This window comes from Chlorobiota bacterium, from assembly GCA_016700335.1.
GTDB lineage: Bacteria > Bacteroidota > Ignavibacteria > OLB7 > OLB7.
Genome location: CP065014.1, coordinates 126,700 through 142,044, shown reverse-complemented (window position 1 = coordinate 142,044; position 15,345 = coordinate 126,700). Strand labels below are relative to the sequence as shown.

At 29.2% G+C, this 15,345-nt stretch carries 13 protein-coding genes; all 13 read right to left on the bottom strand.

Annotated elements, in window-relative coordinates; all coding sequences use genetic code 11:
• Positions 1-71 precede the first annotated feature (71 nt).
• Entirely contained in the window at positions 72-983 is a 912-nt protein-coding gene (gene murB, locus IPP08_00560; protein QQS66703.1) for a UDP-N-acetylmuramate dehydrogenase, read from the bottom strand.
• A 65-nt stretch (positions 984-1,048) separates the two neighbouring features.
• Complete coding sequence (locus IPP08_00555) at positions 1,049-2,434, bottom strand: UDP-N-acetylmuramate--L-alanine ligase (GenBank protein QQS66702.1); 1,386 nt, start codon at positions 2,432-2,434, stop codon at positions 1,049-1,051.
• A 73-nt stretch (positions 2,435-2,507) separates the two neighbouring features.
• Positions 2,508-2,987, bottom strand: a complete 480-nt coding sequence (locus IPP08_00550) for a hypothetical protein (protein ID QQS66701.1) — start codon at positions 2,985-2,987, stop codon at positions 2,508-2,510.
• A gap of 94 nt (positions 2,988-3,081) precedes the next feature.
• Positions 3,082-4,179 (bottom strand): undecaprenyldiphospho-muramoylpentapeptide beta-N-acetylglucosaminyltransferase, encoded by a 1,098-nt coding sequence (murG, locus tag IPP08_00545; protein ID QQS66700.1) that lies wholly within the window; start codon positions 4,177-4,179, stop codon positions 3,082-3,084.
• A gap of 78 nt (positions 4,180-4,257) precedes the next feature.
• Positions 4,258-5,391, bottom strand: a complete 1,134-nt coding sequence (locus IPP08_00540) for a cell division protein FtsW (GenBank protein QQS66699.1) — start codon at positions 5,389-5,391, stop codon at positions 4,258-4,260.
• Between the two features lie 87 nt (positions 5,392-5,478).
• Positions 5,479-6,819 (bottom strand): UDP-N-acetylmuramoyl-L-alanine--D-glutamate ligase, encoded by a 1,341-nt coding sequence (murD, locus tag IPP08_00535; protein QQS66698.1) that lies wholly within the window; start codon positions 6,817-6,819, stop codon positions 5,479-5,481.
• Positions 6,820-6,832: 13 nt separating this feature from the next.
• Positions 6,833-7,957, bottom strand: coding sequence for a phospho-N-acetylmuramoyl-pentapeptide-transferase (locus tag IPP08_00530; GenBank protein ID QQS66697.1), 1,125 nt, complete (start codon positions 7,955-7,957; stop codon positions 6,833-6,835).
• Positions 7,958-8,029: 72 nt separating this feature from the next.
• Positions 8,030-9,451, bottom strand: a complete 1,422-nt coding sequence (locus tag IPP08_00525; GenBank protein ID QQS66696.1) for a UDP-N-acetylmuramoyl-tripeptide--D-alanyl-D-alanine ligase — start codon at positions 9,449-9,451, stop codon at positions 8,030-8,032.
• A 36-nt stretch (positions 9,452-9,487) separates the two neighbouring features.
• Positions 9,488-10,996 (bottom strand): UDP-N-acetylmuramoyl-L-alanyl-D-glutamate--2,6-diaminopimelate ligase, encoded by a 1,509-nt coding sequence (locus IPP08_00520; protein QQS66695.1) that lies wholly within the window; start codon positions 10,994-10,996, stop codon positions 9,488-9,490.
• Between the two features lie 64 nt (positions 10,997-11,060).
• Positions 11,061-13,160, bottom strand: a complete 2,100-nt coding sequence (locus IPP08_00515) for a PASTA domain-containing protein (protein QQS66694.1) — start codon at positions 13,158-13,160, stop codon at positions 11,061-11,063.
• Between the two features lie 63 nt (positions 13,161-13,223).
• Complete coding sequence (locus IPP08_00510; protein QQS66693.1) at positions 13,224-13,556, bottom strand: hypothetical protein; 333 nt, start codon at positions 13,554-13,556, stop codon at positions 13,224-13,226.
• 87 nt (positions 13,557-13,643) lie between these two features.
• Positions 13,644-14,597: a 16S rRNA (cytosine(1402)-N(4))-methyltransferase RsmH gene (rsmH, locus tag IPP08_00505; protein ID QQS66692.1), complete on the bottom strand. Its 954-nt coding sequence runs from the start codon at positions 14,595-14,597 to the stop codon at positions 13,644-13,646.
• 122 nt (positions 14,598-14,719) lie between these two features.
• A complete protein-coding gene (gene mraZ, locus IPP08_00500) occupies positions 14,720-15,175 on the bottom strand; it encodes a division/cell wall cluster transcriptional repressor MraZ (GenBank protein QQS66691.1) in 456 nt (151 codons plus the stop codon).
• Between the last annotated feature and the right edge of the window lie 170 nt (positions 15,176-15,345).

The following is a 15,345-nucleotide window of genomic DNA, read 5'->3' as shown; positions in this document are numbered from 1 at the left end:
TTAATTCAAACTGATTCTAATTTTTCTATTAACTTTTATCATTTGTGAGATTAAATTTATCAGTACAAAGATTAGTTCTTTATTACATCAAAACCTAAAAGCTTAATCTCATACTCTAACATAATACCAGTTTTATTAAAAACCCTTGTTCTAACTTCTTCAGCCAATAGAAGTATGTCATTTGCTTTTGCATTACTTATATTTACAATAAAATTAGCATGTAATGCACTAACTTCTGCGCCTCCAATCTTTAACCCTTTTAGTCCACATTCCTCAATTAATTTTGCTGCAAAAGTACCCTTTGGATTTTTGAATATACTCCCAGCATTAGGTAATTGCACAGGTTGAGAATTGTTTCTTTTTAACATAGTTTCTCTTCTACTTATTTTTAAATCTTCTTTAATTCCTTCAGGAAGTTTAAATGTTGCTTCCAACACAACATCATTTTGTAATGCTGAATTTCTATACTCAAATCCAGCTTCATTTTTAGGAATGGTTAATAAACTCCCGTCTCTAATTACTAGAACATCAATCAAATATTCTGAAATTTCACCACCATAAGCACCAGCATTCATAATAATTGCACCTCCTAAAGTTCCTGGTATACCAGCTAACATTTCTACTCCACTTTTATTCTGAGAAATGCTATAATCAACAAATTGAGCAAGTTTAATTCCAGCACCTGCAGTTATTAACTCACATTCTGGTTTATAATTTATTTTATTAAAACCAAATTCTAAATTTATTACTGCTCCTTGAATACCCTCATCACTTATTAGAATATTACTTCCATTTCCCATTATGAATCTAGGAATTTTCATTTTTTGCAAATAACTAATAATTGCAATTGCATCTTCTTTATCGTTAGGTTCCAAATAAATATCTGCAGTACCTCCAACTCTAAATGTTGTATATTTTGAAAGAGGTTCATTGATTGAAATCTTACCTTTAAAACTTTTCCTTATGTCATCTAATGCTATCAATTGTAAATTTTGAATTTTTGAATTTATTTTATTATTCTATTGTCAAAAAGAGAATTTTGTATTTATTATGATTCAATTTTTAACTGTTTTAATACCTCATCTGCAGTTTTCCAGATATCACCTGCACCCATTGTAATAACAATATCACCACTCTTAACTATCGATAGAATTTTGTTTGCTAATTCATTTTTATCTTGTACATATTCAACATTCCTATGACCAAATTTTGATGCACTTTCAGAAACTAATTCACCAGTAATTCCTTGTATTGGTCTTTCTCTAGCTGGATAAATATCAGTAATTATTGCTAAATCAGCATTAAAGAAAGCTTTGCCAAAATCTTCATAGAAGTCACGTGTTCTTGTAAAAGTATGAGGTTGAAAAACTCCTATCACTCGCCTATCTTTCCAACCTTTTCTAATAGCCTCAAGTGTTGCTTTTACTTCTGTGGGATGATGGGCATAATCATCTATTACAATAATCCCATTTTCCTCACCCTTAACTTCAAACCTTCTGTAAACTCCTGTAAAACTTTTTAATGATTTAGCAATATCCTCAATATTAACACCTGTTTCCAAACCAACAGTAATAGCTGCCAAAGCGTTTTTTACATTATGTTCACCAGGTACGCCTATAGTTACTTCACCTAAATTTTTTCCATTATAAATAACATTAAACTTAGCAGTCCTTTCTGAAAATACCATATCAACTGCTCTTATATCACACTGTGGGGTTGTGCCAAATCCAATTACTCTTTTTTTAATGAATGGTATTATATCTAATAATGAAGTTTCATCCAAGCAAATTGCAACAAATCCATAAAAAGGAACTTTGTTTGCAAATTCAATAAAGGCACTTTTAATATCATCTAAATCCGAATAAATATCTAAATGTTCCCTTTCCATATTATTAACCACTGCTATTGTAGGAGAGAGTGTAAGAAAAGATCTATCAAACTCATCTGCTTCAACAACAGTCCATTCTCCATGACCAAGCCTAGCATTTGTTCCTCCTAATGATGATAGTTTACCACCAACAATTACTGTTGGATCTAAGCCACCTTCAATCATAACTAATCCAATCATTGATGTAGTAGTTGTTTTACCATGTGTACCAGCCACTGCAACTCCATACTTCATTCTAGTAACTTCAGCTAACATTTCAGCTCTTCGAATAGTAGGGATTTTCCTTTTTAATGCCTCAGCAGTTTCAACATTCTCTTCAGGTTTAACAGCACTCGAATACACAACCACATCAGCATCAATAATGTTTTCAGCTGAGTGACCTGAAAAAATCTTTGCTCCTTGCATTGTTAACCTTTCTGTTACATCAGTTATATTTAAATCACTCCCAGAAACTTTGAAACCTTGATCAATTAATATCTCAGCAATTCCTGACATACCAATACCACCTATTCCAACAAAATGAACTGTATTTATGCTTCTAAACAATTTGATATTTATATTTAAATTATTGTTTAACCTTTATGTTTTTTTTATTGATCTTTGTTCAACTACTTAATAATTACTTTCTCTTTTTTGATTTAATAACAATATCATTTCCTTTAGCCCATTCTTTAATTTCTTTTACTAATTCTGCACTATTTTCAAATCCAGCAGGACGAAGCCATAAAGCTCTTCTTCTATTTTTGAGTTTGAATTTCATAACAGGTAATGCAATTTCTTTTAGTCTCACTTTACTCTCTCTTGCAATTGAAATCCATAAAATATTTTCATGATTAAATATCCTCTCTTTTAAATTCGAATGAAATATTATAACTTTATTATCAATGATTATTTTTCTTTTTGCAATACCCATTGCAATTAAAGCAATGATAGAAACAATCCATAATATTCCTAACAAATAAACTATTGGATCTCGCCAAACTACTTCAAACATCTCTCCAATTACACCACCACTTATTATAATATATAATAGGAAAATTGTGCCATATGCAATTCCCGATATGTAATAAATATCTAGCTTATGTTTAAATATTTTCATTTCTATATTATTAAAAATTTTACCTTTATTAACAGATATTGTTCCTTTTCAAACTTATTCAAATCAACAAATTTTTTATATAAATTTTGTTTCATCAATTAATGCTCAATATGCTTCTTGCAATTTTATCATCTGCACCAAAGCTTGCATTAGATAATGCTTTAATTGACATTTCTTTAAGTTTATATGGGTTCTTTAACAACATAATAATTTTATCAAATAGTTGTTCATTTAAGTTTCCATCAAGAATATATTCACTCGCTCCAATTGCATTAAATGCTTCAGCATTTTTTTTCTGATGATCTTCAGAAGCAGTTGGTAATGGAATCAAAATAGATGGTTTTCCAACTGCTGATAACTCAGATATAGTTGTTGCACCTGCTCTAGCAATTACCAAATCACAAGCTGAATATGCTTTATCCATATCATAAATATATTTTGATCTATACATGAATTTATTTTTCAAATCACCCCTCAAAAAACTTTTTCCAGTTTGCCAAATAAGTTGAATCCCATTCTTTTGAAGAGATTCCATAATTTTTTCAATCACATTATTAATAGCCATTGAACCTTGAGATCCACCAAACACGAACACTGTAAAATTATTTCCTAATCCGAAAAATGATAAAGAATTTTGTTTATCAACCTTTTCAAAAAATATTTTTCTAATTGGATTCCCACTTAAAATTGTATTGCAATTTTTCAAGTACTTTTTTGCATCACTAAATGCTAAATGAATTTGAGTAGCACTTGAAGCAAGTTTTTTTGTTGACAAACCAGGAATAGCATTAGATTCTAAAAGAACAGTTGGTATCTTTTTCCATTGTGCAACTTTTCCAATTGGAAACGAAACAGCAGAACCAGCACAAACAACCACAGTTGGTTTTAACCTTCTTAAAAGTTTATATGATTGAATAAAAGAAGCAACAATTTTAATTGGTAATGTTAAATTTTGAACCAAACTTCTAAAAGTAAAACCCCTTTGTAATGAACTAATCCAAATTAGGTTTAATTTGTAACCTTCACGTGGAATTATTTCTTCTTCAATTCTTCCGTGAGAACCAACAAATTCAATTTTTAAAGATTGATCTATTTCATAACATTTATCAGCTACAGCAATGGCAGGATAGATATGCCCACCAGTTCCTCCGGCGGCAAAAAGAAGAAATCTATTTGTCCTTGTGTTGCCCATATAAATTTTAACTTTAAAAAAATAACTTTTAACTATAAAAAACCATCAACTAAATTTTGCAATAATTAGCAATTATTTTTAATTATTTCTTGGCATTATATTTGAATATTGCGAAATATTCAAGAGTACTCCAACTGCCATTCCACTAATTATTATTGAGGACCCACCATAACTAACAAAAGGCATTGGCAAACCAGTTGTTGGAGCTAATCCCGTGGTAACAAAAGCATTAGCAATTGCATACAAACCAATAGATAAAGTTATACCAACTGATAGATATTTTCCCAATTCATCTGGTGATAATTTGGAAATTTTGAACCCTCTCCAAATAATCAACCCAAATAATATTAGAATTAAAGCTGCTCCAACAAAGCCATATTCTTCACCTACAATTGCATAAATAAAATCCCCATATGGTTCTGGTATATATTTTCTTTGTATACTATTCCCAATGCCAACACCAAAGTATTTCCCAACCCCAAACCCAATCAAACCTTGATTCAATTGATAATTTAGATTACTCAACACATTAGAACTATCTGAATTAACAATACCAAGGTACCCTTTAAATCTATTCATTCTATAAGGGGCACTAATTGCATAAAAGAATGCACAAACCAATCCTAAAACTGTAACTCCTGCAAAGTATCTTAATTTTAATTTTCCAATAAACAACATGCTCATAGATAAAGTAAATATTACCATCATTGTAGAAAAATTAGGTTGCAAAGCAATTAAAACACAAACTGATACAATCCAAACCATCATTGGTATAAAAGACATCCAAAAGTCATCTAAATAATTTTTCTTTTGAGATAACATAACTGCCAAATGGAATACTAGTGTAAACTTAGCCAATTCTGATGGTTGAAAGGAAACGAACCCAAAATGAATCCACCTTGTTGCTCCTTTTGCTTGAACTCCATCAAAGAAAACATAAATCAATAAACCAATTGCCAATATTAAAATTGGTTTAGAAAATTTTTCAATCCAATGATAATCAATTTTTGAAAATGCTAACATTGCTATTATTGCCAATCCAACTCTTATAACATGATTCCAAAAAATTGCTTCTGATGAGCCAGATTTATTCATTGCAAAATTTGATGATGCAGAATAAACAAAAGCCAATGAACTGAACATTAAAGATATGACCCCTATAAGAACATACCAGTCAACATAACCATGCCTCAATATTTTATTATCATTCATTAACATTCATTTTACAATTTTTAATAAACTGGATAATTACTATATTCAAAATCTAATATTAATTTTATATAATTTTTAAATAGATTATTACTTCAAATTCATAACTAGTTCTTTAAACACATCCCCTCTATGTTCATAATTGTTAAACATATCAAAGCTTGCACAAGCAGGTGATAACAATACTACATCTCCATCTTCAGCTATGTTCTGAGCAATTCTTAAAGCATTTTCTAATTCATTCCCTGCTTTTACTATTTTCGTAATACCTTCAAATGCCAAATTCATTTCATCACTTGCAATCCCAATCAGTACTACAGCTTTTACTCTACTTTTTATTAACTCTATAATTGAATCATAATTATTTTTTTTACTTATTCCTCCAGCAATTAAAATAATTGGTTCTTCAAAACTTTTAAGAGCTACTTCAGTTGCATCCACATTTGTAGCTTTTGAATCATTCACATATTTCACTCCTTTGAGTTTTCTTACCTGTTCTAACCTATGTGAGACACCCTTAAATTCTTTTAAACCTTTACAAATTATTTCAAATGGAACTTTCATTGAATATGCAATTAACATTGCTACCATAGCATTTGCATAATTATGAGAACCAATTATAAAGATATCTTTAACATCTATAACTTCAATAAATTCAATGCCTTCACTATTTTCAATTTTTAAAAATATTTTATTATTCTTTAAAAAAGCACCTATCGGAACCTCATTAGTTAGACTAAAATATAATTTCTTTACGCCTTTATTTGGAATTAATTCTTTTAATTTAAGATCATCATAATTCAAAATAATTATATCATTTTCACTCTGATTTTTAGTAATATTATATTTTGCATTTGCATATTCATCAAAACTGACATACCTATCTAAATGATCTGGAGTAATATTTAATATTACGCTTATTACAGGTTTGAATAATTTTACATGTTCTAATTGAAAAGAACTAACTTCTAGAGCACAGATACCAATGCTTGATGCCACTCTTGCTACACTACTAAAAGGAGTTCCTATATTTCCAGCTGTATATGATTCATAATTACATAATTTGAAAATAAAGCCAGTTAGTGCTGTAACTGTGGTTTTACCATTGGTTCCGGTTATTGCAATAGTTTTTCCTTTATAATATCTGAAAGCAATTTCTATTTCACTTGTCAATTCTTTCCCATTCTTTACTCCTTCTTCAACAATTTTAATAGTATCCGGAATTCCAGGTGAAATTGCAATCACATCACATTCTAATACTTTTTCTGAATGACCACCCTCTTCATAAATTACTCCAATAGAATTATAATATTTTTTATTATCATCTGAAATCTTATTTAATTCACTTACAAAAACTTCCTCATTATTTTCTTTTAACAACCCTGCTAAAGCAGTACCTGAGCGGGCTGAACCTAGTATAGTATATTTCATCTTTTTATATTTTCTATCTAATTTTCAAGGTGGTTAAAGCAATGATTGCTAATATCGCTGCAACTATTATAAATCTTGTAACAATTTTTGCTTCTGCCCATCCACTTAATTCAAAGTGATGATGTAAAGGAGACATTTTAAAAATTCTTCTTCCTTCTCCATATCTTTTCTTTGTGTATTTAAAATACATTACTTGAATTATTACTGACAATGATTCTGCAAAAAACACTCCACCGAGTATTGGAATCATATATTCTTTTTTTACTAAAATCATCAGCGAACCAATTGCTCCACCTAAAGCTAATGACCCAGTATCCCCCATAAATATTTGGGCAGGATAAGCATTATACCACATAAAACCTAAGCAAGCTCCAAACAATCCAGCACACATAATGGTTAGTTCATCTGCACCTGAAATAAACGGTATATTTAAATATTTCGCTACAATTATATTCCCTGAAACATAAGTAATTAAGCCAATTGCTAATGCTACAATACTTACAGTTCCAATTGCCAAGCCATCTAATCCATCAGTTAAATTTACAGCATTTGAAGTAGCAGTCAGTACAAATATTACCATTGGAATATATAGCCAGCCAAAATCAAATAATACAGTCTTAATAAATGGAATAGTTGTTTTAGTATTTATTGCAGCGTAACCAGTTGAAAAAAATTCAGGAAAAAAATAAATTGTACCTCCAAGAATAAATCCAATAAACACTTGACCTACAATTTTATATCTTCCAATGAGTCCCTTAGGAAGTTTTTTTACAACTTTCAAATAATCATCAATAAAGCCAACAACACCTAAGAAAAGAGTAACACTAATTGCAAGAATTACAAAAGCACTTTTTATATCACAAAATAAAAGAACTGGAACAGTAATTGAAAGTAGAACAATTAACCCACCCATGGTAGGAGTTCCAGCTTTAGAAAGATGATTTTTTGGAGCTTCTTTTTTACCTTGTTCACCAATCTGTTTATTCTTTAAAAAAGAAATAATTTTAGGTCCTCCCCAAAGCCCAATTGTTAAAGCTACTAATGCTGCACTTGCAGCTCGAAAGGTGGTATATCGAAATAATCCAATTCCAGGAATATGATATATACCGTCAAGATATTTTGCTAAATAATATAACATACTTACATTTTATCTTATTTGATTTACCTAGTTTTTAAAATTGAATAACTTCTTGTAAAATCAATTAGAAATTTAAACACTTAATGAATTTACAACTTCTTCCATTTTCATCCCTCTAGATCCTTTTACTAAAAGAATATCATGTGCAATAAAATTAGGCTTTAAATCATTTATTAATTTCTCCTTTGATATATAATGGATTCCTTTGCTATTATCATTAAATTTTTTATAAGCATATTTCATTTGTTCTCCATAAAAATAAACATTATCTAATTTCAACTTTGATAATTCAATACCAATTGATTCATGTTCAATTTTCGACATTTTACCTAATTCTTTCATATCCCCAAGAACCACTATTCTCTTACCACCCTTTCTAATTTTCATATCAAATAATGTTTTCAAAGCAACTAAAGTTGAATCTGGATTTGAATTATAAGTATCATTCAAAATCCTTGAAGAATTCTTTAAATTGATTACTGATAATCTAGCGTAACCAGATTTATATTCTGTTGGTTCGAAATTTTTTAAAACTTTAGTTATCTTCTTTTTACTAACCCCCAACTCTAAGGCAATTGCTGTAGCTGCTGTTGCATTAATTGCTGTATGAACTCCAGGAGTTTTTAACTGAGAAATTATTTCATTTACTCTATTTCCAGTTTTATAACTCAAACTAATTTCTGGTGCACCATATTCATTTATTTTTTTTACTTTTAATTTTAAATCAGCATTAATTTTTTTACCATAAGTAAATTTATTTTTAATTGATTTGCCCATCTTTGAAATGTGAATATCATCTAAATTTACAAATGAAGTCCTATTATTATTTTTTAAAAAATTAAACAATTCTCCTTCTTCTTTTGCAACCCCTTTTAAATTCTTTAATAATTCTAAATGTTCTTTTCCAATGTTTGTAATTGTGCCATGTGTTGGATTTAATATATTTGAAAGCCTTTCAATCTCACCTGGAGAATTAGTACCAATTTCTAATACTGCACAATTATAATTGTTATTTAATCTTAAGAGCATATTTGGCAAACCAATTAGATTATTCAAATTCCCTTCAGTTCTTAATACATTATACTTACTTGAAAGAATATCTGATAGTAATTCCTTAGTTGTAGTTTTCCCATTCGAACCAGCAACCGCAATAATTGGGAAAATGAAATTGTTCCTATAATCATTTGCAATATCTCCAAATGCTTGAAGGGTATCATTAACAACTATCAATGGTTTTATAAAATATTTACCTTTGTTTAATTTGTACCAATTTTCGTTTACTATGCAAGCTGATGCCCCCAGATCAAAAGCAATATTAATGAACTCATGTCCATCATAATTTTCTCCTTTAAGTGCCACAAAAGCTGACCCTTTAAATAATGCTCGTGTATCAGTTGAAAAATCAAGAATCTTTTTTTTAATATCATCTTGATTATTTGCAATTACAAATGCACCAAGTTTTTCTGTTATATATTTTATACTTTTATTCTTCAATTTTCATTCAATAAAATAATTATTACTTTTTCATTTTCAATCATTTGAATTTATATTAAGAAATTTTCTAACGATTTCCCTATCATCTAAATGAATTTTTTGATTTCCTATAACTTGATAATCTTCATGTCCCTTGCCTGCAATTAGAACAATATCATTTTTATTTGCAATCTTTATTGCTCTTTTAATAGCAACTTCCCTATCAATTTCAATTTCATAAAAATTACTTTTATCAATAATTCCAGTTACAACTTCATTAATAATATCAAGAGGATTTTCAGTTCTAGGGTTATCAGATGTTACTATAACTTTATCTGACAATCTCGATGATACCTCACCCATCAATGGTCTCTTAGATTTATCTCTATCACCACCACATCCAAAAACACAAATTATTTTTCCATCATTAGTTATCAAATTTCTTAAAGTAACTAACACATTTTCTATAGCATCTGGAGTATGTGCATAATCAACAATAACATTAAATCCTATTGAACTTTTAAAAGTTTCCATTCTACCTGGAACTCCGATTAATTCACTCACAGCTTTTGTTAATCTAATCTTATCAAACCCTAAACAATCACATAATGCTACAACTGAAGCAACATTATATACATTAAATTCACCTGTAAATTTTGTTTGAAGATTGTAACAATTTCCATTTTTCATAATTAAATCAAACCTTGTAAAGCCTAATTCTAACTTGATATTTTCTATTCTAGCAGATGTTTCTTTCTGTTTACCATATGTAATTGCTTGAGTTTTGCACATATCCACAAACTTATCCCCATAATTATCATCAATATTAATTACTGCAAAACCATTAGAATCAAGGTTTTGAAACAATTTCAACTTAGTGTTTAAATATTCTTCAAATGTTTTATGGAAGTCTAAATGATCTATTGTGATATTGGAAAAGATAGCTCCGTTAAAATTAATTCCGAAAACTCTATTCAAAGCTAAAGCATGTGAAGATACTTCCATAACCACAGCCTTACATCCTTTTTCAATTGCATCATTCAATATTATTGCTAAATCTGGTGATTCAGGTGTTGTAAAACCAGTTGATAAAAAATCATTTTCTATCATCACACCAAGTGTACCAATTAAAACAGTTTTTATTCCTTCATTCTCAAATATTTGTTTTATTAAATATGATATTGTTGTTTTACCATTAGTACCAGTTATGCCAAATAACTTTAATTTGTTTTGAGGTGATCCATTTAATTTAAAGGATAACTGAGCCATTGCAACTCTTGCGTCTTCAACTTCTATAAATGTAAATTCCTCATCTAATTTTATTTTTTTTAATTCATTGATATCTACTAAATCTTTGTTGTCAAAAACTATAACTCTAGATCCATTTTCAATTGCTTGTGGAATAAACTGTAAAGCATTATCATCTAAACTATTTATTGCAACAAACAAATCTTCTTCTGAATTTACTTTTCTACTATCATAACAAATTTTATTAACATTATTATTTAAAGTGCCATTGACACTTTTAACTCTATCAATACTTTTTATTAAATCTTTTAGAATCAAAACATTATTGAATTTTTTAAATGAACATTAATATTTACAATTATATTAATAGATTTAAATTTACTTATCCACATTCTATTAAAATTTTAATCTTCCCATCAAGCAAAGTTCCTGCTTTTGGGGTTTGATTCATTACCACACCTCTTCCTTTAATATTACTTCTCAATTTAAATACACTCAAAATGTTCAAAGCTTGTCTAATAGAAAGACCTTTAAGATCTGGCATTTTATAACATAAATTTTGAGAGATTAACTTTATTTTAATTGCAGATTGAATTTTTACTTTAGTGCCGGGGGCTGGTGATTGCCAACCTATAATCGAACCTTCATTATTACTGAGTATTCTTAAATTAGAAATGTCCGCAACTGATATTGCTGAGTTTTGATTCATTCCCCTTAAGTCTGGAACTATCACTTCTGTTTTAAGTAAAGAATCTGGAGTAATTTTCTCTGTCATTATTTTTACTGACTTTATAAAATTTGGGTCAGTATCATTCATTTTTGCACTTGAAATTCTTTTTGCAATTTCACCAAATATTGGAGCTGCTACTTCACCACCATAAAAAGCATTCTTAGGAGAATTCAATAGAATCAATAATGAGATACTAGGCTTGTATGCAGGAAAAAAGCCAACAAATGATGCATTGTAATTCTCAGAATACTTTCCATCTAATACTAATTTTGCTGTCCCTGTTTTTCCTGCTATCCTTAAGCCTGGTACTGAAGCTCTTCTGCCAGTTCCCTTACTTCCCTCAACAACTCGTACAAGCATATCTCTAACGTTAGCTGCAACTTCAGGGACTACAACCTCCCTAATTTCTTTAGGTTTAATTTCTTCTTTAATAGATCCATTATTATTAAATATTTTTTTAACAATAAATGGTTTCATTATTTTTCCTCCATTTGCAATTGCAGAGTATGCCATAACCATTTGTAAAGGAGTAACTGATAGACCGTAACCATGAGCATTGTAAGCTTGCATTTGTCTTGTAAAATCTTTTCCTTTACAAACAAATCCACTAATTTCACCAGGTAAATCTATCCCAGTATTTATGCCAAAACCAAAATCTCTAATATATTTTCTAAACTTAGGATTAGGAATCTTTAATGCAACATCTGCAAAAAATACATTACTAGATTGTTCCATTGCTTCATTGATATCTATTGTTCCAACTTTATGATCATCGGAAATTGGATAAGGCAATAAATTATTTGTCGATGTATTTATTTTTTCATTTACATTGATTACTTTTTCTTGAAGAGCAGCTGAAGCAGTTACAACTTTCATTGTAGAGCCAGGTTCATAATTATCTACCAAAGCCCTCATTCTAGAATTATTATTGTTCATAGAACTTAAATCATTCGGATTATAGGTAGGTAAACTTACTAAAGCAAGAACTTCTCCTGTTCTTGGATCAACCGCAATTGCAGTTCCAGAAGCTGCTCCAGCATTCTTTACACCTTTAAGAAGTTCCTCCTCAACAATTTGTTGGATATTAATATCTATTGTTAGCCCAATACCTTCTCCATTTACTGCTGGTACTTTTGGTAAATCTACGCTTGGTGTCCTTTGGCTTAATCTATCCCTTTGCATTATCATATATCCATTCTCACCTTTCAAAACTTTATCATAATATTGTTCTAAACCACTTATACCTTTTAGATCTATATTTGTTCCACCAAGAATTTGAGATGCAATTGTACCATATTCATAATTGCGTTTAATTTGTTTCCTTATTATTATACCTTTATCTATTCCTTCTAAATTACTCACAACTGAATATTTGAATCTACCTTTTATAGGAACATACCTGGTATCTTTTGAAGTAACTAATGATAATGCATCACTATATTTAATCTTCAGATATTTTGATAATGACTTTGATAAATCAGTTTGATTCTGTACAGATTTAGGATCGATAGCAATTGTGTAAACATCATTATTTGTAGCAAGTATATGTCCGTTACAGTCAAAGATTATTCCTCTAGTTGCTATAAGTGGCTCAACAGATTCATACTGCTTTTTTGCCATGCTAACAAAATCATCTCCTTTTATAATCTGCAACCAAACCAACCTTCCTCCCATAATTAATAGGGCACCAATTAGTAATGATAAAACTGAGTTAGTTCGCCAATTGTCAATATTTAAATCTTTTGATTTCAAATTTGGATATTACTATTATTCTAAACTATTATATTTATAAACTATTTTCTTATTAAATGAATATCAATACGTTGGTTCAGTCAAATCTATTGCTGCTTTTTTGGGAAACCGCATCCCGAGCTTCTTCTGAGCTACAGGTCCAATATAATCTAATGCTGTTAACCTCAATACATCTGCTCGATATTGTTCATTTTTAGCATGTATTGAATTACGTTCTTTTTCTAAGTCATTTATTTTCTTAATTGCTTTATCCACAACAATTGTATTTGAAATATACAAAACTGCCAACCCTGCCATCAACCCTAACACTATAACAATCGTCCATCTTCTTAAAAAGAGTTGTTTAGAAGGAGCTCTATTAGCTATTGCTTTATTTTCATCTCTCAATCTTATCACTTTAATTTTCTTGGGATTTATTATTCAATCCTTAATATTTAATCAACTATATTTTTTTACCAACAAATGACCTGACTTAGAATTTAATCAATTCATTTTTTTTGTTGATAGAACTCTTTCAGCAACTCTCAGCTTAGCACTTCTTGATCTCTTATTATTTTCTAATTCCAACTTTCCTGGAACTATTGGTTTTCTTGTAATTATCTTAAGTCGCTGTTCTTTGTCACATATACATTTCGGTACAAATGGAGGACAAATACAGTCTTTCATTTCATCCCTAAAAGAATATTTAACAATTCTATCTTCAATTGAGTGATATGTTAGTACAACAATTCTCCCTCCTTCAATTAAAATATCTGTGTAACCACTTAAAGCCTTTTCTAGTTCATCCATTTCATTATTCACAAATATTCTTAGAGCTTGAAAAACTCTTGTTAATGTTTTTACAACAAATACTTGTGGTATTTCATCTTCAATAATATTTTTTAAATCTAAGGTTGTCTCAATTTTTTTAGTTTTACTTTTGTTATGTATTGCTTGTGCAATTTTCCATGCTGCTGGTTCTTCGCCAAATTTTCTTAGAACATCTGCAATATCTTCAGCGTTTGTTTCATTCAAAAATTCTTTGGCTGAAATTTTATCATCACTTCTTCTAAACCTCATATCTAATGGCATTTCACTTCTGTAACTTAGCCCAATTTGAGAAGAATCTAATTGTCTACTCGAAACACCTAAATCTAGAATCACACCATTTAATTTGATATTATTTTCTTTTAGAAAATTTACTGCTTCTGTAAAATACTTTTGATGTGCAGAAAAATTAATTTTGACATTATCTTTAAACCTCTCTTTTACAAATTCAATTGCTTTTTCATCTGCATCAAAATCATAAACAAAACCATCTTTGGAAATTAAATCTAAAATTAAAGATGTATGTCCACCACCTCCTGCAGTTCCATCAACATAAGTTCCATTTAAATCTGTAATTAATAATTCAATACTTTCTTTTAAAAGAACCGGAATATGGTAATTATTTTTCACTGATACCGGTATTGAAAAATTTATTTATTTAGGCAGGCATATTCCTTTCAATTAATATTAATGAAAGAAAAATTGTGTTGCCCACTTTATTAATTTTGTTTATTTCTAGTTGACTTAAAATTCTAGATACTCTTCCCTAAAACTTCATCTGTAACATTCGGGAATTCAACTTCTTTCGATTTACAATAAGTAAAATAATTCTCTGGATTCCAAAGTTCTATATGATCCATTGCACCAATTATTAAAACTTCTTTTTTTAATTCTGCATATTCAACTAAATCTTTAGAAACAGAAATTCTGGATTGAGAATCAAGTTCAATTCTCTCAGCATTTTCTAAAAATGTTCTAATAAAAAATCTATCTTTTTCTCGATAGTTATTCAAACTTCTTAATACCTCAATTTGATTCTTCCATTCATCCATAGGATAAATAAATAAACATTTTTCTGAATCTGGTCTGCGTGTAATAATCATCCTTTCTTTGTCATCTCCTTCAATATCCTTGCGCATCTTTAAAGGGAAGTTTACCCTCCCTTTTGAGTCTAATGAATATATCTCCTTACCTATGAAAAATGACATTTATATTAACTTTTCGTTTTATCGGGATTTTTCCCCCACTATCCCCCACAAAATTAATTAATTATCATTTCCACAATACAGTTAATTAAAAATATATTCTCTTTTTATTGAATTTTACAACAAAAACCTTTTTTTTAAATAATTTCGAGGTTTCTCAAATGATCAATTGC